The sequence below is a fragment of the Chitinophagaceae bacterium genome, assembly GCA_016713085.1.
Lineage (GTDB): Bacteria > Bacteroidota > Bacteroidia > Chitinophagales > Chitinophagaceae > Lacibacter.
Window position 1 is genome coordinate 996,131 of record JADJPV010000002.1, and the last position, 25,590, is coordinate 1,021,720.

The 25,590-nt window shown below is 39.6% G+C and carries 24 protein-coding genes and 6 pseudogenes; 12 read left to right on the plus strand and 18 right to left on the minus strand.

The window, feature by feature from the left end:
• Positions 1–35: 35 nt before the first annotated feature.
• The 3 genes and pseudogenes from IPK31_17270 to IPK31_17280 form a co-directional block, all read right to left on the minus strand.
• Positions 36–561: pseudogene (locus IPK31_17270) on the minus strand (3-deoxy-D-manno-octulosonate 8-phosphate phosphatase).
• A 12-nt stretch (positions 562–573) separates the two neighbouring features.
• Positions 574–1,068, minus strand: coding sequence for a DUF2520 domain-containing protein (locus IPK31_17275; GenBank protein MBK8089532.1), 495 nt, complete (start codon positions 1,066–1,068; stop codon positions 574–576).
• Positions 1,058–1,381: an NAD(P)-binding domain-containing protein gene (locus IPK31_17280; protein MBK8089533.1), complete on the minus strand. Its 324-nt coding sequence runs from the start codon at positions 1,379–1,381 to the stop codon at positions 1,058–1,060. The genes IPK31_17275 and IPK31_17280 overlap by 11 nt, the downstream gene beginning before the upstream one ends.
• 175 nt (positions 1,382–1,556) lie before the next feature.
• On the opposite strand from IPK31_17280, the gene IPK31_17285 reads away from it, so the two are divergent.
• The 4 genes and pseudogenes from IPK31_17285 to IPK31_17300 all read left to right on the plus strand — a co-directional run bounded on the left by IPK31_17285 (position 1,557) and on the right by IPK31_17300 (position 5,728).
• Positions 1,557–2,003, plus strand: a complete 447-nt coding sequence (locus IPK31_17285) for an alpha/beta fold hydrolase (protein ID MBK8089534.1) — start codon at positions 1,557–1,559, stop codon at positions 2,001–2,003.
• Between the two features lie 590 nt (positions 2,004–2,593).
• Positions 2,594–5,023 (plus strand): annotated as a pseudogene (gene topA / locus IPK31_17290) (type I DNA topoisomerase).
• Between the two features lie 44 nt (positions 5,024–5,067).
• Positions 5,068–5,208, plus strand: a complete 141-nt coding sequence (locus tag IPK31_17295) for a hypothetical protein (GenBank protein MBK8089535.1) — start codon at positions 5,068–5,070, stop codon at positions 5,206–5,208.
• Between the two features lie 94 nt (positions 5,209–5,302).
• On the plus strand, positions 5,303–5,728 hold the full coding sequence (locus tag IPK31_17300; GenBank protein MBK8089536.1) for a type II toxin-antitoxin system RelE/ParE family toxin: 426 nt from the start codon (positions 5,303–5,305) through the stop codon (positions 5,726–5,728).
• Here IPK31_17300 and IPK31_17305 read toward each other — a convergent pair.
• From IPK31_17305 to IPK31_17330, 6 genes and pseudogenes are all read right to left on the minus strand, one after another.
• Positions 5,615–5,872, minus strand: coding sequence for a carboxypeptidase regulatory-like domain-containing protein (locus tag IPK31_17305; protein ID MBK8089537.1), 258 nt, complete (start codon positions 5,870–5,872; stop codon positions 5,615–5,617). The genes IPK31_17300 and IPK31_17305 overlap by 114 nt on opposite strands.
• Before the next feature lie 101 nt (positions 5,873–5,973).
• Positions 5,974–6,672 (minus strand): serine protease, encoded by a 699-nt coding sequence (locus IPK31_17310; protein MBK8089538.1) that lies wholly within the window; start codon positions 6,670–6,672, stop codon positions 5,974–5,976.
• Positions 6,673–7,632: 960 nt separating this feature from the next.
• Positions 7,633–8,818, minus strand: a pseudogene (locus IPK31_17315) (pyridoxal phosphate-dependent aminotransferase).
• Positions 8,819–8,911: 93 nt separating this feature from the next.
• Positions 8,912–9,328: a DUF4397 domain-containing protein gene (locus IPK31_17320; protein MBK8089539.1), complete on the minus strand. Its 417-nt coding sequence runs from the start codon at positions 9,326–9,328 to the stop codon at positions 8,912–8,914.
• The gene (locus IPK31_17325) at positions 9,276–9,638 is read right to left on the minus strand and encodes a hypothetical protein (protein ID MBK8089540.1); all 363 of its coding nucleotides are present in this window, start codon (positions 9,636–9,638) and stop codon (positions 9,276–9,278) included. The genes IPK31_17320 and IPK31_17325 overlap by 53 nt, the downstream gene beginning before the upstream one ends.
• Positions 9,635–10,753 (minus strand): annotated as a pseudogene (locus IPK31_17330) (serine hydrolase). The gene IPK31_17325 and the pseudogene IPK31_17330 overlap by 4 nt, the downstream one beginning before the upstream one ends.
• A gap of 119 nt (positions 10,754–10,872) precedes the next feature.
• Between IPK31_17330 and secDF the strand changes: the two are divergent.
• Positions 10,873–13,866, plus strand: a pseudogene (gene secDF / locus IPK31_17335) (protein translocase subunit SecDF).
• Between the two features lie 290 nt (positions 13,867–14,156).
• Here secDF and IPK31_17340 read toward each other — a convergent pair.
• Together IPK31_17340 and IPK31_17345 are read right to left on the minus strand one after the other, a co-directional pair.
• A complete protein-coding gene (locus IPK31_17340; GenBank protein MBK8089541.1) occupies positions 14,157–14,918 on the minus strand; it encodes a hypothetical protein in 762 nt (253 codons plus the stop codon).
• Complete coding sequence (locus tag IPK31_17345; GenBank protein ID MBK8089542.1) at positions 14,905–15,054, minus strand: hypothetical protein; 150 nt, start codon at positions 15,052–15,054, stop codon at positions 14,905–14,907. Before IPK31_17345 ends, IPK31_17340 begins: the two co-directional genes overlap by 14 nt.
• 74 nt (positions 15,055–15,128) lie before the next feature.
• On the opposite strand from IPK31_17345, the gene IPK31_17350 reads away from it, so the two are divergent.
• Complete coding sequence (locus IPK31_17350) at positions 15,129–15,359, plus strand: hypothetical protein (GenBank protein ID MBK8089543.1); 231 nt, start codon at positions 15,129–15,131, stop codon at positions 15,357–15,359.
• Positions 15,360–15,420: 61 nt separating this feature from the next.
• A complete protein-coding gene (locus IPK31_17355) occupies positions 15,421–15,606 on the plus strand; it encodes a hypothetical protein (protein MBK8089544.1) in 186 nt (61 codons plus the stop codon).
• Between the two features lie 355 nt (positions 15,607–15,961).
• On the opposite strand, the gene IPK31_17360 is transcribed toward IPK31_17355, so the two are convergent.
• The 4 genes from IPK31_17360 to IPK31_17375 all read right to left on the minus strand — a co-directional run bounded on the left by IPK31_17360 (position 15,962) and on the right by IPK31_17375 (position 17,996).
• Positions 15,962–16,156: a transposase gene (locus IPK31_17360; GenBank protein ID MBK8089545.1), complete on the minus strand. Its 195-nt coding sequence runs from the start codon at positions 16,154–16,156 to the stop codon at positions 15,962–15,964.
• An 86-nt stretch (positions 16,157–16,242) separates the two neighbouring features.
• Positions 16,243–16,494, minus strand: coding sequence for a transposase (locus IPK31_17365; GenBank protein MBK8089546.1), 252 nt, complete (start codon positions 16,492–16,494; stop codon positions 16,243–16,245).
• Positions 16,495–16,512: 18 nt separating this feature from the next.
• Positions 16,513–16,683: a hypothetical protein gene (locus IPK31_17370; protein MBK8089547.1), complete on the minus strand. Its 171-nt coding sequence runs from the start codon at positions 16,681–16,683 to the stop codon at positions 16,513–16,515.
• Positions 16,684–17,657: 974 nt separating this feature from the next.
• Positions 17,658–17,996, minus strand: coding sequence for an iron-sulfur cluster assembly accessory protein (locus tag IPK31_17375; protein ID MBK8089548.1), 339 nt, complete (start codon positions 17,994–17,996; stop codon positions 17,658–17,660).
• Positions 17,997–18,108: 112 nt separating this feature from the next.
• On the opposite strand from IPK31_17375, the gene IPK31_17380 reads away from it, so the two are divergent.
• The 5 genes from IPK31_17380 to IPK31_17400 all read left to right on the plus strand — a co-directional run bounded on the left by IPK31_17380 (position 18,109) and on the right by IPK31_17400 (position 23,252).
• Positions 18,109–18,663, plus strand: coding sequence for a hypothetical protein (locus tag IPK31_17380; GenBank protein MBK8089549.1), 555 nt, complete (start codon positions 18,109–18,111; stop codon positions 18,661–18,663).
• A gap of 24 nt (positions 18,664–18,687) precedes the next feature.
• Positions 18,688–20,250 (plus strand): methylmalonyl-CoA mutase, encoded by a 1,563-nt coding sequence (locus IPK31_17385; GenBank protein MBK8089550.1) that lies wholly within the window; start codon positions 18,688–18,690, stop codon positions 20,248–20,250.
• A 137-nt stretch (positions 20,251–20,387) separates the two neighbouring features.
• Complete coding sequence (locus tag IPK31_17390) at positions 20,388–20,837, plus strand: pyridoxamine 5'-phosphate oxidase family protein (protein ID MBK8089551.1); 450 nt, start codon at positions 20,388–20,390, stop codon at positions 20,835–20,837.
• A gap of 133 nt (positions 20,838–20,970) precedes the next feature.
• Positions 20,971–22,257 carry an amidohydrolase gene (locus IPK31_17395; GenBank protein MBK8089552.1) on the plus strand — a complete coding sequence of 429 codons (1,287 nt, stop codon included), beginning with the start codon at positions 20,971–20,973 and terminating at the stop codon, positions 22,255–22,257.
• Positions 22,258–22,457: 200 nt separating this feature from the next.
• Positions 22,458–23,252, plus strand: coding sequence for a hypothetical protein (locus IPK31_17400; GenBank protein ID MBK8089553.1), 795 nt, complete (start codon positions 22,458–22,460; stop codon positions 23,250–23,252).
• On the opposite strand, the pseudogene IPK31_17405 reads toward IPK31_17400, so the two are convergent.
• The 3 genes and pseudogenes from IPK31_17405 to IPK31_17415 all read right to left on the minus strand — a co-directional run bounded on the left by IPK31_17405 (position 23,253) and on the right by IPK31_17415 (position 25,590).
• Positions 23,253–23,923: pseudogene (locus IPK31_17405) on the minus strand (YggS family pyridoxal phosphate-dependent enzyme).
• Between the two features lies 1 nt (position 23,924).
• Complete coding sequence (locus IPK31_17410) at positions 23,925–24,752, minus strand: hypothetical protein (protein ID MBK8089554.1); 828 nt, start codon at positions 24,750–24,752, stop codon at positions 23,925–23,927.
• 67 nt (positions 24,753–24,819) lie between these two features.
• Positions 24,820–25,590: a hypothetical protein gene (locus IPK31_17415; GenBank protein MBK8089555.1), complete on the minus strand. Its 771-nt coding sequence runs from the start codon at positions 25,588–25,590 to the stop codon at positions 24,820–24,822.

Consider the following 25,590-nt stretch of genomic DNA (forward strand, 5'->3'; position numbering starts at 1 on the left):
AAGATAGGAAGCAAGTTCCTTCAAATAAATGTGATTTATATAGTTGCAACTGTATCTGAAGATGTAAGCCAGTGATCATTCAGCTTCAGCACTTTTTCAATAACCTCCCTTGCACAGCCTTTACCACCATTGAAAGTGGAAATGAATTTGGAAACAACCTTTATTTCCGGCACAGCATCCAGCGGACAGGCAGCCAATCCAACCAATTTCATTACATCGAGGTCGGGAATATCATCGCCCATAAACAGGGTTTCTTCCCATTTCAGATTATTGGCCAATATAAACTGGGCCAATATTTCTTCTTTGTCCTTCACTTTCATAAAGATGTTCCTTACACCAAGATATTCTTAACCGTTCGGCAGCAGGTTTGGATACCGCTCCCGAAATAATGACAACCTGGTAACCCTTCTTTACTGCTAACTGAATGGCATACCCATCTTTCACATTCATAGTGCGGACAAACTCAATACCGGGCAGAAGGATAACTGATCCATCGGTTAACACTCCATCCATGTCAAAAACAAATGTCTTAATTTGCTTAAACTGTTCAATCAGGTTCATGTGCCGAAGTTCTTATTTTTTATGGTATAAATGATGGATGCTTTCTGAAAGTAACTGATAGAGATCATGCAAATGCTGATCAGCTTTAAGTACATGCAGATGTTTTTGAATGGTTTCATCATCGCCCCTTCTTGCCGGGCCTGTTTGCATGTCGATGGCTCGTCCCTGGTTTAACCTGACGGCTACTTCCTGTATTAATGGATGTAATAATTCAAAATTAAGCTGACGGTTCTTACAAAACTCTTCTGTTACTGCATACAGGTGGTTGGTGAAATTGCTGGCTATTACTGCTGCCAGATGCATCTTCAATCTTGCATCATCATTGGCAACTTCTACTTTATCTGAAAGAGAAAGGGCAAAATCTTTCAGCAATGCTTTTATATCATCGCTGTTACCATCAATCAGGAATGGAACGGCTGGCAACACAGTCATTTCTTTCCTCAGACTTTGCAAAGGATACAAAGCTCCATAATTCGGCGAAGCATTCTTCAAAACTTCAATACTCACTGACCCTGCTGTATGAACCAATACTTTCTTTTAATTTCAGTTCTGCTGCCACTTCACTGATGGCTTTATCTGAAACTGCAATCATGCAGAGATCTGCATCAGTTGTTATTTCCTGTAATGAGTGAATGGCTTTTGATTGTACCTGTTTTGCAAGTTCTGCTGCATGTTGCTGATTGCGGCTCCATACCTGCACAATGGAATGACCTGCTGCATGCATCATCTTGGCAAGCACTGTTGCTGTATTGCCCGAACCGAGGATGACAATATTCATTGATTGTACAACTGTTAATGAGATGGATGAACTAATTTGCATCTCAAAGTAAAACATCTTACCTGATATAATTGTAATGGTATGAAACTCGCTCAGAAATTAGTGATCGGATATTACAGAGCCAAGCTGAACATTTTTTCAAGCTCTCCAAACGAAAAGCAGCAGAAAAAGCATTTGAATTATTCTGTACACCTTATCCTGGTACAAAAACAACTAGATGCCGGCCATTTTTGAAAAAGCAGAGAAGCTTCATTTAAATATGGACGGATACCAACTGGTGGGTTACCGCTGGAATCATCCGCAACCCAAAAAAGCATTGATCATTCATGGCTTTTCATCTACCATAAAAAAGTTCGATCATTTTGTTTCACCTCTTTTAAAGAAAGGATATGAAGTAATTGCTTTTGATGCGCCTGCTCATGGAGAAAGCAGCGGCAAAACCGTCAACGCTTTTATTTACCGTGATATGATACAGGCGGTGTATGATAAATACGGACCTGTTCAATCGTTCATTGCACATTCGTTTGGCGGATTAGCATTAAGCCTTTTTATGGAAGAACAGAAATACCAGGATCATAAAAAACTGGTATTGATTGCTCCGGCAACTGAAACAGAAAGTGCATTGAAAAGTTTTGCGCCTTTCTCAACATTGATGAGGATGTGATGGATGAGCTGAAGGCAATCATCCAGGGAAAAGAGTGGCCGCACAATTGACAAAATTTCAATTCGTGAATTAGCTCATCATATCCAGGCAGAAGTATTGTGGGTGCATGATGAAGAAGATGATGTAATCCTGGGCCGATGCTGAAAAAATTCAGCAGGATGCCCATCCCAACCTCTTGAGTTTATGGTTACCAAAGGATTGGGTCACCGAAAAATTTATAAGGATAATAAAGTGAAAAAGGCGGTGATGGAGTTTTTGTAAGTTGATAATGTATAATTTGATAAGGTATTTAAAGTCCTTTTGCTATCACCAAGAATCCAATACTTAATTTTCAAATTCATTCTTCCTTCTTTTCGTCATCAATGCTTTTCTATTCTCTTGCCGTTTACTTGCTCCTTAATCAAGTCGACTCACAATTTCATTCCATGCTCAAACACCACTTTATCTAATCTACAAAATCAATCGAAAGTCATAATCTTGCCTCTTCTCTCGGAAAAGACTGAAGTAAAGAGTTGCTATGGCAAGCATCCGTGATCTTGAAAGATGAAATGGGCATTTGATGTCAATCCAATCATTTCCAGCCCCGGTACATTGTTCCAGACGATAAAGAGAAGGTTGTAAGAGACCCGAAATCACTGGCAAAAAGAGCGATACCGTATGGCTGGCAACTGATGAGGACCGTGAAGGGGAAGCGATCAGTTGGCATTTGTGGAAGTGCTGAGTCTTGATCCTGCCACCACCAAGCGTATCGTGTTTGACGAAATCACCAAACCGGCCATTCTGAAAGCGGTTGACAATCCAAGAACGCGGAACATGAACCTGGTGAATGCCCAGCAGGCCAGAAGAATTCTTGACCGGATTGTAGGTTTTGAACTGAGCCCTGTTCTCTGGCGCAAAATGAGCATCGCGAAACAACTTAGTTGCAGGCCGTGTGCAAAGTGTGGCTGTTCGGTTAATTGCCGAACGTGAAGGGAAATCAACGCCTTCACTCCTGTTTCATCTCTTTTAAACTGGAAGGATTATTTACAGCAAAAGATCTCAGCGACCGCAACGTTATATTTAAAGCAGAAGGAAAGAAACAGAATGCCGCCGAAGATGCAGAGAAATTTCTCAACAGTTGCAAAGGTGCCAGCTATAAAGTAAAGATATCCAGGTTCGTCCCGGAAAAATCACCGGCTCCTCCTTTTACTACCTCAACATTACAACAGGAAGCAAGCCGCAAACTGGGGTATTCAGTTAGCCGAACCATGCAGCTGGCACAACGTTTATATGAAAGTGGTTTAATCACTTATATGCGTACCGACAGTGAAAGTTTAGGATACAGCTTTGGGTGATTTAACAAGAACTATCAAAGGAATGTATGGCGACCGCTACCACCAGTTCCGCAAATTCAAGAATAAGAACGAGAGCGCAGGAAGCACATGAAGCCATCCGTCCTACTTATAGGGAGAACTCAACCATTGATGAAGCCGATGGTAAACGTTTGTACGAACTCATCTGGAAACGTACAATGGCTTCGCAGATGGCGGATGCTGAACTGGAACGTACAACGGCTAATATTTCCATCTCCACCAATAATGAAGAATTAAAAGCTGAAGGTGAAGTGCTGAAGTTTGATGGCTTTTTAAAAGTATACCGTGAAGACAAAGATGATGATGATATAACGGAAGATGATCCTTCGACACGCTCAGGAGAGGAAGGAATGCTGCCGCCATTAACAGTTGGTCAGCAATTGCCACTGAAAGAATTGAATGCGGTTGAACGATTTACCCGTGCCGCACCAAGATATACAGAAGCATCGCTGGTAAAAAATTAGAAGAGCTGGTATCGGCCGTCCGTCAACCTACGCTCCCACTATTTCAACCATTCAAAAAGAACCTACGTTGAAAAAAGAGATAAAGAAGGTGTATGCAGGGATTTCCGTGTATTACAATTAAAGGATGATGTGCTGACCAAAGGAATGGATCAGGAAAATACCGGTGCTGAAAAATCAAAAATTATTTCCAACTGATCTCGGACTTGTTGTTACAGATTTTCTGAAACAGCATTTCGAAAATATCATGGATTATGGTTTCACTGCATACATTGAAGGTGAGTTTGATGATGTGGCCGAAGGCAAATTAAATGGAATGTAATGCTCGAAGAGTTTTACAGTCCGTTTAAAAAGATGCAGACAGAACCATTGAAACAGCAGAGCGCATTAAAGGTGAACGTGAATTAGGTGTTGATGAAGCAAGCGGTAAAAGATTGTTGCACGCATGGGCCGCTTTGGACCAATGGTGCAGATTGGTGATGTGAGTGATGAAGACAAACCACGTTTTGCTGCATTGCGCAAGAATCAGAGTATTGAAACAATTACTTATGAAGAGGCAATGGATCTGTTTAAGCTTCCATTAAGTCTTGGTGAATTTGAAGGACAGGAAGTGAGTGTAAATATTGGCCGCTCGGGCCTTATGTAAAGCTGGGTGAACAGTTCATTTCTATTCCAAAAGGCGAAGAGCCGCTGGATATAACCATGGAGCGTGCACTGGAACTGATCAAAGAAAAAACAAACGGCTGATGCTCCTGTTGCACATTTTGAAACCAAACCGGTTACAAAAGGTAAAGGACGTTTCGGACCGTTTATTAAATGGGATGGTCTGTATATCAATGTGCCGAAGCGTTATGATTTTGATAACTTAACTCAATTCGATATCAACGAACTCATTGAGGCGAAGGTTGCCAAAGAAGCCAACCGTTTCATTGTGCGCTGGCCCGATGAAAATATTGCCGTGGAGAATGGACGATGGGGACCCTTCATCCGCTTTGGCAAAAAAATGCTGAAGATTGATAAGAAAGCAGATGGCACCAAATACTCAACCGAAGAAGTAGCCATGATGCCGGTGGAAGAAATCAAGAAGATGATTGAAGTGCAGGTACCCAATGCATTTGCAAAAAAAGGAGCTGCAAAAAAATCTGCAGCGAAGAAAACAGCAACAAAAAAGAAAGCTGCTCCGAAAAAAGCAGCAAAGAAGAAATAGAAAAAAGCAGAGTAATTCTCTGCTTTTTTTTTGTAAATTTAGTGATGGAAAAGAAAGACATCAATCAACTAAAATCAGAAATCTACCGCCAGGTAGAATTAATACAGGATGAAACTGCTCTTCAAATGTTGCAGGAAGCAGCGGAAGCTTTGCAAATTCACAGCAAGACATTGTTGATGAATTAACCCCCCAGCAATTAGCACGTTTGAAGGAATCTATTCAGCAGGTTAAAGAGGGAAAAGTAGTTGACCATGAGACTGTAAAAAGAATGTCAAGAGAATGGCTTTCAAAATAATTTGGTCTGAATCAGCAATCGAAGATTATAGTAAAGTCATTAGTTATTTACTGGAAAGTTTTCCTCTTTTCGTTGCTGAGAATTTTATTCAGATTACAGAATCCAGAATATTTAATTTAGCTGCATTTCCGGAAATGGGTAAGCTATCCAGAAAAATAAATGGTGCAAGAAGTATTGTTCTTACGAAACATAATAAGCTTTACTATAGTATATCAAATGATACAATTGAAATCCTGAACATTTTGATACCCGTCAAAACCCGGAGAAGAATTCTTACGAATAAAAATCGTTCGCCTTTACATTGTTACCTGCAACACTGTATCCTTTGCTGTTATAAAAAATTTTCGTTTAAAACTTGTGTCCTCACTGTTTATCTGCAATGTATAATTCCCCGGCAGATGAATGTTTGATAAATAGAACTCCCCTTTCTCATTTGAAACAGAAGCAATATCAGGAAACTCATAATCGCCTTCAGTGATCATCACAATTGCATTTTCTACAGGACGGTGACCGGCTGTTTGTAAAATTCCTTTTACTGAGTATGTTGTATTCATTGTCCTGGATTTAGATTTACAGTGAACATGGATAAATATTCCTGCAACAAGAAGCAACGGGAAAAAATATCCCGTTGCAGTTTGTGATGAAAGAACCCGCTTTACATACCAAGTGCTTTCCATGCCATGATATTGTTGAATACAGGTGTGGCAATACGTGTAGCAGAGTTACCGCTTGATGCTCCATTGGTATGGATGCCAACACAGTAACGGGTTGTTCCGATCTTAATCCAGACAGGAGCACCGCTTTGTCCGCCCATTGTATCAATATCATAATAAATAACTCTTGATGATACTGATCTTGGTCTTCTTGCCATATACCATTGCTGGTTACCACCTTTATCGCCGGGATATCCGCTAAGGTTTAAGGTTGATGATAATAAAAATGCATCATTGCGTACTGCATATCCAAAATAACCTGTCCTGTCACCAAGCCTGCTGTTGGCAGGTAAGATGATAGCGCCATAATCAAAGTCCCTGTTTTTGCTTTGTGTCCATCCCTGTACACTTCTTAAATTACTGCTGGTACCAGAACCATATGGCCTGGATGCATCATTCATCCCCGGAATTACTTCAATATTCCTTGCCCATCCACCATGATCATGCATATAAACACAATGCCCTGCAGTTATTACAGTACGTGGCGAAACAAGCCAGCCTGTGCCAATCCACCTGGTTCCGTCCTTTGCAGTAATGCGTAAAGCGCATACAGCCCGCCAGGGAAATACAGTAGTTGTATTGATTCTTACTCTGTCATCTGTCCCAATAATTACTTCTCTGAGGTTTTCATTCCGGGGCATCAACTCTGAGTAACTGGCAAAAAATGCTTCTTTTGGCTGACTTTCTAAAGTTGGAATCTCAACACCTGATTCTTCAAATGTATCTGATACTTCAGCCGCTTCAACAGCAGCCACGTTGGTAACTTCCCTGTCTGCTTCCTGTTGATTCAATAATTTAAATCCTTCAACTTCTTCCAGTTCTGTATTTGCACCCTCAGGTGTAAATGCAGATTTAATTAAATTTTCAGCCCCCATTGGAGGATTCTCTGTCATTGTTCCCATTTCGGAATGGTGTCCGTTACCATTTCTTTCAGATAAGGTCTTAGGTTTCATACTATCAATATTTAAAAATGAAAAATGAACTGTTACTAAAACAGGAAGCATAAGAAAACTACAGTATCATAATTGAAAGTGTACAGCACTGCCGGTAACCTGTGTTGCTCAGTAAACGAATGAAATTACCGTTCACTCTGCAAAACAACAGGTGTAGTGTTTATGATTAAATCAATTATGAAATGCTTTAACAAACAGATCCGTAGCTGAAGATGTTACTCAGTTAAAGTTTGTTACCGGGAAATTCTGGCAGGCAGGAAGATGGGTGAATGATATCCTCGGCAACCAATGGTGTGAAATATGTTCTTAACTGAGCGGAAGGTTGAAATGCCATTCAATAAAACGGACTGCCTGTTCTTGTTCTCTTACTAACCAGTCTTACTAACCATCAGATACAAGTTAGAAACTTTTTTTGCAGAATGCAATCGTAAACTTTCGTTTTTTTGCTCCTGATATTTTTTATCAATGACGTTTCTATTAAATCCGTTAAAAAGGTTGTAGAAAAACCAGCAGGGATATATTTAAACTTTTAAGAGCAGCCGCAGGATTGAAAAAGAGCGATGGTTCCTGTTAAGTTATTTTCAAAAGGTAATGAAATAAAAAACCCGGCATGTTTTAATACCGGGTTTGCAATTATTGAACAAATCATTATTTCAATTTTGCCAATGCTTCTTTAATACGCTTGTACGCCTCTTCAATTTTTTCCAAACTGTTGGCAAATGATAAGCGGATACATTCTGGTGATCCAAATGCACGGCCGGTAACGGTTGATACATGTGCAGTATTTAATAAATACATGCAAAGATCATCTGCATTTTCAATTTTCTCATCGCCGTTTGCTTTTCCAAAGTAGTAATCAACTCTTGGAAAAACATAGAAAGCTCCATCAGGTTCAGCTAATTTCCATCCTGGAACTTCGCTTACCAGTTGCATCACTCTTTTCTTTCTGCGTTCAAACTCTTTAGTCATGGCAAGTGTTGGAGCCTGGTCACCAGTCAATGCATCAATTGCTGCTCTTTGTGTAACAGCATTGGTACCGCTGGTAAACTGGCCCTGCAGTTTTTCACAGCCTTTGCAACATTTACATTGGCCGCAATATATCCCAAACGGTAACCGGTCATTGCATAACCTTTGCTTAAACCGTTCACAATAATTACCTGTTCTTTTATTTCATCAAACTGAGCAATGCTTTCGTGTTTACCAATAAAATTGATATACTCATAAATTTCATCGGAGATAATAAAGATGTGTTTGTGCTTTGCAAACACTGCTGCCAGATCTTTTAATTCTTCTTTGCTGTAAACCGATCCTGATGGGTTACAGGGTGAAGAAAACATAAACACTCTTGTTTTGGGAGTGATGGCTTTTTCCAGTTCAGCACCGGTGATCTTGTATTTGTTCTCCATTGTAGTTGGAAGAATAACAGGAACACCTCCTGCAATTTTCACCAGCTCAGAATACGTAACCCAGAACGGAGCAGGAATAATTACTTCATCACCCTGGTCAACAGTTGCAAGAATAATATTTGCTAAACTTTGCTTGGCTCCTGTTGATACAATAATATTCTCAGGTTTATAATCAAGGTTATTATCACGTTTCAACTTTGCACAAACTGCTTCCCTTAAATCAAGATAGCCTGATACGGGAGTATAATGACTGTAGTTGTCATCCACTGCTTTTTAGCTGATTGTTTAATATGATCAGGTGTATCAAAATCGGCTCACCTAAACTGAGATCAATCACATCCACCTTTTGCTCTTAATTCACGGCCGAGCTTTGCCATTTTTAATGTTTCAGGTTCACTGAACCGGTCTAACAGGGAAGAAAGTTTCATTTTAATTAAATTGTTTGCGTGCTTTAAAATCTGAAAGATTTACAAATTTTGTTTTACCGCTGCGCAAGTTAGTACATGCAAGACTATTATTTGTTAGTTGTGCTGAATGATTGATAAGGACAACGAATCATTCCCTGCCCTTGCCACATATCCTTTTAAAAGCAGTGAATAAACAGTGCCCTTTTTAAAATTGAACTGGTATTGTTTTACAATACTGTTGTTTGATTTCTTCCTGATTTTGATGGTTACAACAGAGTCAGCATAAAAACTCTGGAACCCACTGGCTGTAAGTATAACCGCCTGACTAAAGTCCCCGAAATAATTCATGCCGCTTACAATAGCTGAATCCTCACCGGGATTTACCGGGTGTGTGGTAACCAAATCAACAGTAGAAATATCCGGACTCATATGCACCATCCTGATCTTTGATTTTTTACCAAGACCGGTTGTGTCAAGATTATCTTTGAGGAAAAAGTATTTTGCTTTTGATGGAATCATTGAATCGCACACAAAAAGAAAGATTCAATCCTTCATTGGCAAACAGCCAGCTGGCTATTTCATCAGCCCCTTTTTTCAACCGGTAGTTATTGAAACCACTGTCAACAGTCAGATTTGTTACAGTAGGATTCATTCCTGTTAAATAGGTTAATTGCCCCACAGGCTTCAGATTTTGCAGCAATTCAATACTGCCTGAATTGGGCGATGCATTGATCAGCTTCAGTTGGGTTGTTGTTCCCTTTACAATGTCTTTTTTGTTACAGCTGTAAACAGCAACAGAAAGAATAAAAATCAACTGCCACATAAACGTATTCACTCTCATTTGTCGTACTGCACTTTAAATTTTGATAGATCGGGTTGATGCGGTCGTTCCCGTTTCAATTCGTAGTTATAAATTGTTTGTCCCAGTTGTTCAAGAAAAGGCAAACCAACAGAATCATAATCATACTTATCATCATTCAGTATTCCATCTGCATTGCAGTAAATGGTGGCGCTCAGCATAAACTCAACATTCTTTTCAAAATCCACGATATAAGCAACATCAGTTAAGAAACCATACGACCAGCCAACTTTGTTAAAGATGCGGATCTGCTTTGGTAAAGGTTTATGCTTTTGCGTTCCGAACATGAGGAACTTGCAATAGGCATCATAAAATTCAGTTGTATCATATTCCGGAAACTTCGTTTCTGAAGGCAGCTGACTCATGTACCTGTATAAGAAACCTGTAATCATCTGCCGTAAGATCGAAGCGTTGTTTTTTGGGAACTGATTCAGGAAACAGTATACTTCGTAACAGTTGATGAAGATCATTCAGGTAAATCCTGTTCTTCCTGCTGAAATCAAATGCTTCATTCACCAGTGCGTTTTGATCATTGATAAATCCTTTGCCCAGTTTTTGATCACGAACCAGATAGTTATAAGTACTGATGAACTGTGGCTGTTCGTAAATGATCTTCCCGCTGCTGTCACGAAAGCTGAGAGGATTGGTGGTACGGTGCTGATCTTCGCTCATTGTAATTGCCAGGCGGCGGATGATCTGGGCATCTTTGTATCCTTTCTTACTCAAATGATCCTGCAGGTACTGCTGTCCCAAAACTCGTACAGCCGGTTATTGGCATCGTTATCACTTACAAGGAAGATCTTTTGATATAATGTTCAGGAGTTGGTCGGCCATCAGGAGTTGTGGGATCGTTATAAACAACGGTTTGCCCGGCAGATCCTTTTCAGTGATCATAGTTGTGTTTCGGGAATGCCCAGATGGTTAAGTTTCTCCAGAGCAAGAAACGCAACCGGCATTTTTACCATGGAAGCCGGATAGAAATAGAGATCATTCTTTACATTGAAGTAATAATCGGTGAAATGAGGACGGTTCTTTTTGTCCCTGTCGATTCGGGTATAAACGATCTGCACCCGCATGGAATCCCTGTTTTTCAGCACTTCTCCTCAACCACAGAAAGCATTAAGTGATGGAAAACAGGATGTTGACAGCTGTTCGCTTTCAAAACAATCCCCTATCTTTGCCGTCCTTAAAAAAGAACCCCAATTAATATTCTATTATGGCACTGAAAGGTTTGGTTAGGTTTTTTGCAATCATGCTGATCTTCATTTCTGTATGGCAATTAAGTTTTACGTGGATTGTCAACAATTTTGAAAGCAAGCAAAAGCCAGAGCTGAGAAATATGTGAAAAGCAATTTCGGAAGCGCTTCAAAAGAAACGAGAGACTCTGCTTTTAATTCAACTTACCGTCGCTATGTTGACAGTTTGAAAGAAAAAGAACTGATGAACGTTGCTGTACTGTATCCTAAGTTAACGTACCAAAAAGCAATTGAGCAGGAACTGAACCTTGGTTTGGATCTGCAGGGTGGTATGAACGTTACACTGGAAGTTGGTTTAGATGGATTGATCCGCTCCATGAGTAATAATCCAAAAGATTCTACTCTTAATAAAGCATTGGAAAGCGCCAATAAAAGAAAGCAAACAGCGATGCTGATTTTGTTACGCTTTTCCAGCAGGCTTACAGTGAAGTTTCCGGTGGCGGAAATTTAGCTGCTCTATTTGCAGGTGGAAAAAATAAGAACATTAAAATTGATGCAGGCAATGGTGCTGTTATTGATGCTATCCGTGTAGAAGCAAGAGATGCCATTAAAAGAACCTACGACCGCTTGACAGCAAGGATCGATCAGTTTGGTGTTGCTCAACCCAATATCAGCTTCGATCAGAATAAAGGAATTATTACTGTAGAGCTTGCAGGTGTGGATGATCCTGAACGTGTACGTAAGTTCTTACAGGCAACTGCCAACCTTGAATTCTGGGAAACCTACCGTAATGAAGATCAGTTGGTGCAGCAAAGTCTGCAGCAGATCGATCAGAAAGTAAAAGCGTATTTAAGTGGTGGAACAGATACATCTAAAGTTGATACAACCAACAAAGTAGCAGGAGTAAGCGACCAGCCTGTAACATCATTGATGGCTCAGCAGGTAGATGGCAAGGCTGTAGGTTACAGCAGTGCAACAATTGGCCTCATCCGTATTTCTGATACAGCATTATTTTCAAAATATACAAAACTTGATATTGTAAAAGCTTCTATTCCTTCAACCATGCGTTTTCTCTATGGGGCTAAACCTGTAGGGAAAAAACAAACGGGGTGAAAGCTTGCTTGAAATATTTGTCATTAAAACTGTTCCCGGTTCTGATCTTCCAAAATTAACCGGTGAATTTATTACTGATGCCAACCAGGATTTCAATCAGCGGAATAATGAAGTACTGGTGAACATGGCCATGAGCAAAAAAGGTGCTGATATCTGGGAAAAAATGACCGGTGAAGCCTTCAGTGGTAAATATGCTATTGCCATTGCTCTTGATAACTATGTATACTCTGCACCCGGTGTAAACAATGGCGCTATTTCTGGTGGTAACTCACAGATCAGCGGATCATTTACTACACAGGAAGCACAGGATTTGGCAAGCATCTTACGTACAGGTAAACTCCCCGCTCCTGCTAAAATTGTACAGGAACAGGTGGTTGGTCCAACACTTGGTGCTGAAGCAATCAAAGGCGGTTCACTGTCTTTCCTCATTTCATTTATTGTGATTTTTGTACTGATGCTCGTGTATTATAACACAGGCGGATGGGTTGCAAATATTGCCCTGATCTTAAACTTATTATTTACAGTTGGTGTACTCAGCGCATGGGGCGCCACATTAACTGCCGCAGGTATTGCCGGTTTGGTATTAACAATCGGTATGGCGGTGGATACGAACGTAATCATCTTTGAACGTATTAAAGAAGAATTAACCAAAGGCAAGAGCTATCAATTAGCAGTGAACGATGGTTATAAACATGCCCTTGCTCCTGTACTGGATGCACACGTAACAACCTTATTAACCGCCATCATCCTGTTGTATTTCGGGTTAGGTCCGGTTAAAGGGTTTTGCAACCACACAGATCATTGGTATCCTCCTCAGTTTATTCTGCGGTATTCTTGTTTCCAGGCTCATTACTGATTTCTGGATGAAGAAGAACCGTCACTTTGAATATTTTACCGCTATTTCACGCCGCATCTTTAAACATGCTGCTTACAAATTCATTGAGTACCGCAAGGTAGCTTATGGTATTTCACTGGTGGTATTACTGCTGGGTGTTGCATCAATCTTTAATGGTTTTGATTATGGTGTTGAATTCAGAGGAGGACGCAGTTATACCATTAAGTTTGACCGTGAAATGAAGAACGAAGAAGTTGCAAACGAGTTGAATAAAGTGCTGAATAAGTTCCCGATCATTAAAACAGTTGGTAATAATAAGCAGTTGAATATTACGACTGATTATATGATTGAGCAACCCGGTCAGCAGGTTGATTCAATTGTAGAAAGTAAAATATTTGAAGGATTGAAAACCTTCCTTCCTGCAGGAACAACCTATCAGCAGTTCGATAAAAAATTCAAACAGAGTTCACAAACAGTACAGCCTACTATTTCTGATGATTTGAAAAAAGGTGCATTGTGGGCTACCATTCTCGGCTTGCTGGCAATTACATTATACATCTTCATCCGTTTCCGTGACTGGAGATATTCAGTGGGTACAATTGTAGCCTTGCTGCATGACGTACTGGTAACATTGATTGTGTTCTCTTTCCTGAGAAACATCGTTCCCTTCCCGCTTGAAATTGATCAGCATTTTATTGCGGCCATCTTAACAGTAATTGGTTTCTCAATGAACGATACGGTAATTGTATTTGACCGTGTGCGTGAATACAGTGCAAAAATGTTTGGTCAGGATAAGGGTGTAATCCTTAACAAAGCCATCAATGATACACTGGCTCGTACCATCATGACATCACTCACTGTGTTCTTAACGTTGCTCATCCTCTTCATCTTTGGTGGTGAGGTAACAAGAGGCTTTGCCTTTGCAATGTTAATCGGTGTTATCACAGGTACTTACTCATCAGTATTCGTGGCAGCACCAATCCTGATGGATTTTGCAAAAAACAAACCATTAGGTCAGCCTGAAAAAGATAAAACGCTGGCAAGAGCAAGACATACTATCAGCTAATAACTGATTCATAATAAAAGGAACCCTGACATTTCTGTCAGGGTTTTTACTTTAACCTGAATATTTTTCAGGGCTAAAGCCCACCTGCTTTATAACTGATAACCCCTGCTTAAGCAAGGGGTTATAAAAAAATTTAAATCCTGGCCCAGCCCTGATTCTTTATAACTTATTATTGAATAAAGATTGTCTGTTGCTAATTACTTCTCCCATCTTGCCAACCACTACTATCTACTCACAACTATCGGCTATCGGCTTTCTCCTTCACCTCTTTTGAACTCTTAACCCACCTCTTATTTATAGCCCATCCATTTCCTGCTCTGCTTATTAAACACCCAGTAAATATCATTACAGAAAGTGAAGTTGAAATAGGTTTCCAGTTCAAAATCAACCGGCAGTTTAACGATCTGGCTCATATAACCGGTTTTAATATCGTAGAGTTCAACCTGCTTTTTGGTAATATTCAGCAAACCGATTTCTGCCCCTTTTGTTCCGGTGTAAATAATGGAACGTGTATTATAATTGCTTTCAAAATCTGTAGTGGTTGTCTGTACTCCATCTTTTGAATTCATTGAGCCGATATGGAGCTGAATTGTTTTCCGTTTATCTGTGCCATCCGTATTGTAGCAGGTGATATTCAGTCCATCAAGGAACAGCACTTCATTATCTTCTGTATTGAGCACACCTGCACTGTTTTTATCGGGCTGATAAGATCCTTCTTTAAAAACCTCAATCGTTTCGGGTAATCCTTTTTTGTTGAGATCATAGGTAAACCATCCAAATGCATCGTAGCCGTTACCGCCAATCTTTTTTGTTTTGGGGTTGTACCATAACCCTCTTACATCAATCAAGGTTGCCTGGTCTTCTGCTGATAGTACATCACCATCCTTATCAAATATCACCAGTGGGAATATTTTATTACCTGCCTGTGCTGCATAATATAATTTTTCCTTTGGGTGATATACAATGGCTGCACCATTCGCCCCGCCTTCAGGAATTTTCATTTCCATTACTTTCTCAGCTGAAATGATGCGGAGTTCTTTATTGCCCCCCACCACTGTTGTTTTTAGATTCTTTATCACCTGCATCTCCCATAATTGCAGATACGGCTGCAGGTTTTTTCTTTTGTGCAAAATTGGTTGTGCTGATGCCAAGTGTAAGGAAAAGCAAAGGGAGGATAATCTTGTTCATGTGAAACTATTTTACTGCGAGTTACAACATATTCCAATAAGTGCCAATACCAACTGGTGGGTAAATTCAAAAGTGTGCAAAAAGTGATTTTTTTAAAAGAGAGGGGCGAAGGGCCTGAAAAGCAATATGATTGCAGCTTATTTCTTTTTGTATGCTTTGGTGAAACTTTAGAATTACTGGCTGAATTTGATCTTGTCTGTGTTGCAAACTACAGACAGATTTCATCTTTTTGTTCATTACTCATCGTTTACCAATCCCAGCTTTGCATGCTTGGAATACTAAGGATAGCAGAGGGAGCAACATGAACAATAACTAAGACAGCACTCATCTTTTATTCAATACTATCGTTTACCAAAACCAGCTTACTTGTTTGCCAAGGATGCTGAGTCGCAACATTTTAATATTTTCTGCATGTTGGCGGGACACCATCATGAGCAAGAATTTAAAATCTTGCGAATGTTAGATAAATGGGATACCATACAAGCAGACAATAATAAAGCAATTCCTGCTTTTTTACTCTTAGCTCCAAAAACATCGTCACAAAAACAATAAGATCACAAGTGGGCTTATATCAAACAAAACTCATGTAAGAAAGGAAGCTCCATCTTTTCGGACTTTTAAAATAAACCTGAAAAAATTGGTAAATAAACAGCCGAACTAATGTTTCTAATTTTTTAGCTGTTGTTGGCGTATTCTAAGATATTACCAAATAATATATGCAGCTAATTTTACTTCATACACTTTTTTTTTTAATAACAGCGTAGACTCTTTCAATCATTTGGCCCTGATGATATTGAGTACACTCATTTTAGGCTTTCCCTGCCTTTGGTCCCTTTTAGTTGGGTCGTGCTGTTAGCACTTAGCGCGCCATGGTTAATAATGATTTTAATTTTTTTTTGCCAGGTGACTAACTCTTTGTTTTACCTCTGATACTTATTCCTGAACTATGTTCAAAAGGTGCAACACTACAATAGCAAATGAGTTTCCTTACATCACTGAACCGTGTAAAAATTTTCTGTTGCTTCAGCAGGTGAACGCTTAGCAAACCAATACCTGTTACGCTGCTGGCTAACTCATAGTTGGTTTGTAATGATTGATCCAAACCATCGCCTCTTTAATAGCAGTTTCTGCTTCTTTAACCTCTTGTGTCAAAACTTCTATTACATACTTCATAGAGGCAACCTTTTTTCATTTACTTTTTCCCCATTTGTGACACAAGCTCATGTAGCTTACATTGATAGATGCCTTGTCTGTTACGAGTTTGTCACGGTGATTCATGATCTGCTGTAACTCAAGCTGAGCATCACTTAATGGAGTCATTGGTTGCAATTCTTCTCTCCTCATCAAGCCATACTTACTGATAAATCGGGCATCAACTTTATCACTTTTGCCCTCACCATTCCTAAAGAACGTTTTATATCCAATGCAGGTCGTTTTCAAACTTTATCTGCTGCTGTTCTAAATAGGTTCAATACCATAGGTGTAAATACCTGTGTATTCCATTACTACCAGTAAGCCTTCCGTATTCTTCAGTTCTTTGTGCAGCCATCGGCTAATTGACTTAAACCCTTTACTGTCATTACTTACAGATGACAGGCTCTGTTGCTGAACAAACAGGTGACAATCCAAGGTATGCTTGGATACATCTACCCATGATGTTTGTAATTTTCATAACTTTAATTTTAGAAAATAAAAAGTGTTACCCTTGTACTAAGACCTTTAATAGTCCTTCATGACTAAAATTCTAATTGGTACAGGTAACAGAAAAGAAGGGAGGTCTATTACGCCAAATGGAACGTGACTTCAGTCCCCGCTCTTAGTGCACCTCTCTTCTTCTCAAATTTATTTGTATTTTTCTTCTCTTTTATTTCAAAGAAGCAAATCTAAAGGTCCCCGCCAAATAACTTTTTGTATGTCACTAACTGCATGTTGGCGGGACGCCAACAACAGCACTAATAGCCGTCTATAAAATTGTAAGAATTATTAACCCCATTGCACTTGCTATCATATAAGCAAGTGCATAATACCTTTGGTAATTTTTTTGATTTTCAGTTAATTTCCCCCATTTTTCCTTGATTAAGGGAAGATTTTTAGTGTCTTGTGAAACATACCTTATGTGAAAGATGACCTGAAAGAAAATTGCTATGACTAGTATATATAGTTTATTTGAAATAAAAACATTAACATTAAAAATTGACGAGAGAAGCATTAAAGCAGTTAGGATATTTGCAGCCATGAAAATCCAACAGCGCCAGCAGCAGATGATTGAGCACCTTTTTCATTAAAACTGTCGTAAAACTTATAAATTCTTAAAAATAAAAAATCAAAAAATCGTAACATTTTGTTTGTTTTCAATTATTGATGCCAGCGAAAAAAAGAGCCGTTTCTTAAACTCGACTCTAGGTTTGTAATATCGCTAATAATTTTTTTGATTTGCCTTTTACTTTCTTCGTACGCATCTTTTTCCAAGCAAAGTCTCTGCCTAGGGACGCTGTGTACTACGAAGCTAAGAATTAAGTTTATCTACACTGGCCGATTGCTAATGGCAAAAAACAAAAAAGCCCCCGCACATGCAGAGGCTTTCAAATTATTTCAACATAAATTTACACTGCAAAACTTGTTCCGCATCCGCAGGTCTTGCTTGCGTTGGGATTGCTGAACGTAAAGCCTCTGTTATTTAAACCATTGTCCCAGTTAATTTCCATTCCCAGTAAATACATGCCCTGTCCTTTATCCATGATGCATTGAACACCTCCTGTTTCAAACAGCTCATCATTCACATCTTTCGTATCAAAGTCGAGTACATACGTAAGTCCTGAACAGCCACCACCCTTTGCTCCCACCCGCAGGTATTTACCTTGAGGCTGCTGGGTATATAACCGTTTAATTTCAGTGATGGCCGATTCTGTAAAACTTACAGGGGTTGCGTTGATTGTTTCCATGCTTCAAATCTTTATACTGCAAATTTACAAACAATCAGGGTTCTTTCAGCCTCTTCGTTTCATCCGTACCTTTTCAGGCACAATCACCTATTTTTGCCCTAACACAACAACCATGGATCCAATCTATTATTATTTGTTTGGCGGCGCTGCCGTATTGTTTATTGGTCTGGCCATTTACCTGCGCATCAAAGGCAAAAAAGAACTGGCAGAAGAACAGGTGGAATTACAGCAGCAGGTGCTTCGTCAGCCTGTACGTCCTGCTGCAACAGCGAATCCTGATATGGTTCGTTTACAGTTGCAGGCTTATGAACGTCTTACGATTTTATGCGAACGGATCGGCTTAACCAATTTGATCGGCAAGTTTCCTGTAAATGAAATGTCGGCTATGCAACTGCAATCGGCCATGGTGCAAACCATCAAAACAGAATTTGAATACAATGTGAGCCAGCAGTTATATGTTTCACCCGCTGCCTGGGATGGCATTAAGAATTTAAAAGATCAGAATATTTATATCATTAACCAGTTACATGCCATGCTGCCTCCCAATGCAAATGGAATGGATCTGAGTAAAAAAGTTGTTGAACTGTTATCGCAGGAAGAAAATGTTTCCCTTCAGAATATTGTTGCAACCCTGATCAACAAAGAAGCCAGGCAACTCATGAGTTAAGATTGTAAAACCGAACTTTCGTTTATGGAAGAAAAGAAACTGTACACCGATTCAGGTATTGAAGTAAAAACGCTTTACACTGCTGATGATCTCTCTTCTCTGCCACCGCTGGAGCAACCGGGTGAGTTTCCCTTTACCCGTGGTGTGCAGCCTGATATGTATCGTGGTAAAATGTGGACGATGCGACAGTATGCCGGTTTCTCTACTGCCGAAGAAAGCAATAAACGTTATCATTATTTACTGAGTCAGGGAGTAATGGGTTTAAGTGTTGCCTTTGATCTTCCCACACAGATTGGTTACGACAGTGATCATGCATTAAGCGAAGGTGAGGTTGGAAAAGTAGGTGTTGCCATCGACAGTATTGAAGATATTCAAACTCTGTTCAAAGGAATTAAACTGGAAGATGTGTCTACTTCCATGACCATTAATGCAACCGGTTTTATTCTGCTCGCTTTCTATGTGGCATTGGCCAAACAGCAGGGAGCTGATCTCAAAAAAATTACCGGAACCATTCAGAATGATATTTTAAAAGAATACGCAGCAAGAGGAACTTATATCTATCCGCCCAAACCAAGCATGCGGATCATCACTGATATTTTTGAATGGTGCGCTTCCGACTTACCAAAGTGGAATACAATTTCCATCAGCGGTTATCATATCCGTGAAGCAGGAAGTACAGCTGTACAGGAAATTGCGTTTACATTAGCGAATGGTAAAGCCTATGTAAAGGCAGCCTTGGAAAAAGGATTGAATATTGATGTGTTTGGTAAACGTCTCTCCTTCTTCTTTAACGCACATAATAATTTATTTGAAGAAGCAGCCAAGTTCAGGGCAGCAAGAAAAATGTGGGCACAAATGATGAAAGAACTTGGGGCAAAAGATCCCAAAGCCATGATGCTCCGCTTTCATACACAAACAGGAGGAAGTACATTAACAGCTCAGCAACCGCTCAATAATATTTCAAGGGTAACCATTCAATCACTGGCAGCGGTGCTTGGCGGAACACAATCTTTGCATACAAATGGTTATGATGAAGCATTGAGTTTACCAACTGAAGAAGCAGCAAGAATTGCCTTGCGTACACAACAGATTGTTGCCTTTGAAAGTGGTGCAACAGATACGGTTGATCCACTGGCAGGTAGTTACTATGTTGAGGCGTTGACCAATGAAATAGAACAGAAAGCATGGGAACTGATTGCAAAGATTGATGTAATGGGCGGAAGTGTAAGTGCTATTGAACAGGGTTTTATACAGGATGAAATTGCACGAAGTGCATACGAATACCAGCGGAATATTGAAAACGGTTCCAAAATAATTGTGGGTGTAAACAAATTCCAGGTAAAAGAAGAAAATAAGATCCCAGGCTTCAGGATTGATGACAGCATCAGGACGATACAAACGGAAAAGCTGAACCGGTTAAAGTCAAACCGCAATCATGCAAAAGTGGATCAGTGCCTGCAGGCGGTGAACGACAGAGCTTCCAGTGGCGAAAACCTGATGCCTGCTGTTATTGAAGCAGTGGAGAATAAATGTACACTTGGTGAAGTGGCTGATGAATTGAGAGCTGTGTATGGTGAATACAGGTAAGGAGACCATAAATTAATGGTTGATGAAAGTACAGATGCCTTAATTTTATACTTCTATAAGAATCATTCTACCTACTGATGAGAATCATTCATCTGTAAGAGATACAAAACAATATTTACATATTAATACTTTCAACGATGGCACAGGACAACAATGATCTTACTTTAAAAATGGATGAACGCATTGCAACTTTTCTGAAAGAACAGAGCGTGGTTAATTTTGCAACATCTGTTAAAGATATTCCCTACTGTGCATCCTGCTACTATGCTTATGTTCCCGGTGAAGAACTGCTGGTGTTTAAATCTGATACTGATACAAAGCATATTGAAGATGCATTAAAAAATAATAATGTTGCCGGTACTGTTCTTCCTGATAAGATCATTACAGCAAAGATCAAAGGCATCCAGTTTTCCGGTACGTTTAAACCAGCTGATGGTGAATATGCTGATAAAGCAAAGAAAGCTTACCTGTCTAAATTCCCTGTTGCCGGACTTTTCCGTGGTACCATTTGGGTAATAGAATTAAGCAGGGTTAAGTTTACCGACAATACACTTGTATTCGGTAAAAAGATTCTGTGGGAAAGATAAATCACACTTACGTTTCACCTGATAAAGATTAGAATAAAAGAAATGCCGGACATGTTCCGGTTTTTCTTTTCTGCCAGCTCCCTTCTTTGTAAAAAAGAATTAAATTGAACTTTTATAACTATCAACTGATAACATGAGAAAACTGATCACTCTTTTTTTAGTAATGATGTCGGGTTATGCTGCGTCTGCACAAACTATCCAGCAGCTCATCGACCAGAAAGCAAAAGCCATTCTTCCAAAAGTGATTGAATGGCGGAGACACCTGCATCAAAACCCTGAGCTGGGTAACCGGGAATTTAAGACGATGGAATACATCGCCAATCATTTGAAAAGTCTTGGTTTTGAAGTACAGACAGGTGTTGCAAAAACCGGTGTTGTTGCTTTATTAAAAGGCGGCAAACCCGGCCCTGTTGTTGCTTTGCGTGCCGACATTGATGGATTACCGATTAAAGAACGGGTGGACATTCCTTACAAATCAAATGTAATTGCAGATTATCTGGGACAGCAGGTTCCGGTAATGCATGCCTGCGGACATGATACGCATACTGCTATTTTAATGGGAACAGCTGAAGTACTTGCCTCCATGAAAAAAGATATTCCCGGTACAGTGAAATTTATTTTTCAACCTGCTGAAGAAGGACCTCCCGGAACGGAAGAAGGTGGTGCTCCTTTAATGGTGAAAGAAGGTGTAATGGATAACCCGAAAGTGGATGCAATCTTTGGTTTGCATATTTCTTCTGGGTTAGAAATAGGAAAGATCAAATACAAAAGCGGTTCATTCATGGCCAGCAGCGACTGGTTTACGATTAAGGTAAAAGGAAAAGGTGCTCATGGTTCTGCACCATGGAACGGCATTGATCCCATCATGGTTTCGTCACAAATCATCAGTGGATTGCAGACGATTGTAAGCCGTTCAGAAGATTTAACCAAGGCACCAGTTGTAATTACTGTTGGTAAGTTCATTGGTGGCGTAAGAGAAAATATTATTCCTGAAGAAGTAAGTTTCAGCGGCACTATCCGTACACTCGATGGAAATATGCAGAAAGATGTACATGATAAAATCCGCCGCACTGCAATGAATATTGCCGAAGCTTATGGTGCAACTGCTGAAGTGATCATTGAAAATAAAACATTAGTTACCTATAATACTCCTTCACTTGTCAGCTCCATGATTCCATCCCTGCAAACAGCTGCCGGTGCAGAGAACGTAAGTGAAGGCACATGGACAACTGGTGCTGAAGATTTTTCTTTCTTTGGAGAGAAAGCTCCTGCTTTCTTTTTCAATTTAGGCGGGATGCCAAAAGGCGCAAAGCCAACAGGACATCATACCCCCGATTTTGTTATTGATGACAGCATGCTGGATGTTGGTGTAAAAGCATTCTGTAATCTTATATTCGATTACGGAAAGGCAAAGAAATAAGTAAAAAGCGAATATTTTTTGAAGAGCTGTTCCTTATACGGACAGCTCTTTTACTTTTGCAAAAAAAAGATCCTTATGCGTACATCAATACTTCTTGTATTCTTTGCACTGGTTTCACTCAACCTGATGGCTGATCCCGGTGTTGGCATTGTGATGGACAGCAAAGGCAATCTTTTTATACGGATCTTTCACAAATATGGATGATCAAACCTGATGGCAGTAAATCCATTGCTGTGCCTAATGTGCATTCGCATGAACTGTACATGGATAAAAATGATCAGCTGTGGGGCGAACATTTATGGTTCAATGGTGAACAGACAAATACATGGGGGCATTATCTCTGGCGCCGCTCAGCAAATGGAGAAATCGTAAAAGTAAAAGACAGCACTTCCGGTTTTCCTGAATGGAACAGTTTTACAAGAGATGCAGCGGGTAACATGTATTATATTGAAAAAAGTATTCCCTCCTATTTCTGGAAGATTGATACAACCGGTAAGAAAACATTAATGGGCTCCAGATTTTTTCAATCTATCGGCCGGTTGCATTTAACAGAGAAAGGCGATCTGTATTTTAATAACGGTGCTGATCTCTACTGGTTTCCGGAAACAGATTCAATAGAACTTTATATAAAAGACATTGCAGATACAAGCGGCAAAGCAGATGCACATTCGATCATGAACATCTGGAGCGATAACAAAAAGAATCTATATGTCGCAACAGGCAGTGTGATTAAAAAGATTGAAAAGAGTAAGTTCATCATCACCGTTTATAAATCAGTTGGTAACTGGAAGCCGGTCAGCGGATTGGTAGCACCTAACGGCGATTTCTGGGTGATGGAATACAACGATAAAAATGAAGTGAGGGTGAATAAGATCAGTGCAGCAGAGCGGAAAGGGATTGTAAAAGAAAATGCGTTTCAGTTATACATGATTCCGCTGCTGCTTGTAGTGGGAATTTTAGTACTGCTCTACTTTGTTTTCAGAAAAAAGAAGTAATCAGCTTCTTGCACCAAACAGCAAACTGCCGATCCGTACCATTGTACTTCCTTCTTCAACAGCTATTTTATAATCACTGCTCATGCCCATGGAGAGAATAGACAATTGGCAATTGGCAATTGGCAAATCAGCATACCAGTCAAACAATGATTTCAAATAACGAAACTCTCCTCTTACCTTTTTTAAATCATCGCTGAATGATGCCATTCCCATAAAACCATAAATTCGAACGTTTCTCAATTCTGCAATCCGTCAAATTGCTTATTATAAATTTTCAATTCCTCTTCATCCAATCCAAATTTGGTCTCTTCCTGTGCAATATAAACTTGCAGCAATACATCTATTACACGGTTGTTTTTTCCTGCTTCTTTGTTGATCTCTTTCAGCAGTTTCAAACTATCCACTCCGTGAATCAAATGAACAAATGGAGCAATGTATTTCACTTTGTTGCTTTGCAGGTGACCTATGAAATGCCAGCGGATATCCTTCGGAAGTAATGCCTGCTTATCCACCAACTCCTGTACATAGTTTTCGCCAAAATCCCTTTGACCAAGGTTATACAGTTCAAGAATATCTTCAACAGGTTTTGTTTTACTTACAGCAACTAAGCTCACAGCATGTTGATCGAGTTCAGTTTTTATTTCGTTGTATGTGGTAATATTTACAGACATATCAGAAAGAAATTTTCAGCCAGTCTAAGTTTTGAATTCGTTTCAGCAAGAGGTAACAGCCAGCAGCAGAAAATGGAAGGATCACTAATGGAAGCCAGTTGTTCCCGGTTACTAAATAATGTAAGCCAACAAGAGCTCCAATCAACAACATTTGCAATAATGTCTGTACAAACTTCCCGGTTTGCTGCTTTGTATTCAGTTGCCTTGAAAAAGGCAGGTAATGATCAGAGAGGTTTGTCATTAATAAGAAAAGCAGCATATTGTTGAAAAAGCCGAGTATAAAATCATCTACGATTGAAATACCCCATACAAAGAGTGCAAAAGCAAACATGATGAGATAGATGATCATAAAAAACTTTACGACGATTGTTTTTAATCCCCCGCTGATTAAATGGCCCGGCTTTGCTACCGGTGTTGACTGGTAAATCCATGAAGCCTGGAAATTTTCATTCGTTGTAATAAAGGCCATGCTGCCTGCAATACTGAACATCGGCATATAGATAAAAAACAGGAACATCTTTGTAGTGGACAGATTATTCCACAAAGTCATAGCATTCTTTCCACTCTTGAATACAAAAATGAAAATGAAAATAAAGATATAAGCAAGGCTGGGATAAAACTGCATTTTAAAACCTTTGTCTCTCCCGGTTATTTTCCATACGGTTTCAAAACTTCCCCGCTCTGTTTTTGAACTGCAGAATACAGGTGAAAGCTTTTCAGAAATACTTGCTGACTGAGGAGTTGTATCTGATACATTTTTTTTGTCGCCACTATCTGAATTCATGGATGCCAGCTTACCCGCAAATGAGGGTGCAAGGTATTTAATCATCAGCCAAAATGTAAAGACAGGCAGAACCACTGCACAGAAAATCATTATTAAATGAATAGAATCAAAATTAAATTGATTGACTGCTTCCAATGTAAGAGCCATCCATACAGGTGGTAAAAAAGTAAGAATACCAATGCAGTTGAAAGTTGGCAGTAAGCTGATCTAAATTAATGAGTCGTGGAATTACCTGGAAACCTACAGCAAAGAAGATCGTCATGAAAATTTGAAAGTAACCAACGATATCTTTTATTTTCTGTTCATTGCTGAACCGTAAGATCAAAGCGTATAAAAGAAAAGTAATAAACACTGCGAAAGCAACTGTGAGCAAAATAGTTCCAATACAGGCAATGCCAGTCAGTATTCCAAACTTGATGAAAATAAAAATGATGGGGAAAATAGCTAAGGCAATGGTAAACTGAAGCAGGTATACTAAAATGTGAACCAGTCTTGCGACAAATAAGGTTTTGCTGTTAACCGGCTTAGGCAGTATTATCTGGTTATCGGTAGTGTCAAGTAATACGGAGCTGAAATCAGTGATCATCGTCATGGCCATCATGAACAACACATAGCCATGAACAAACACCATGTTGAGTACCAATGAATCTAATGTAAAGACCATGATGCCGATGAACAAACCAAAAAATGCATAGATGATCAGCGTCATCAATAATGGATTGCTGTTTTCCTTTTGCTGATTTTGTTTCCAGTTCATGTAAACCCTGCGGCGATCCATCAGCACTTTTGTTTCAGCAATTATTTTCAGCCGTTCAAAATCAACGCCCTGCCTGATTAAAATTTTGGAACAGAATAAAACGAATTTCAGAATCAGTTTGTCCAT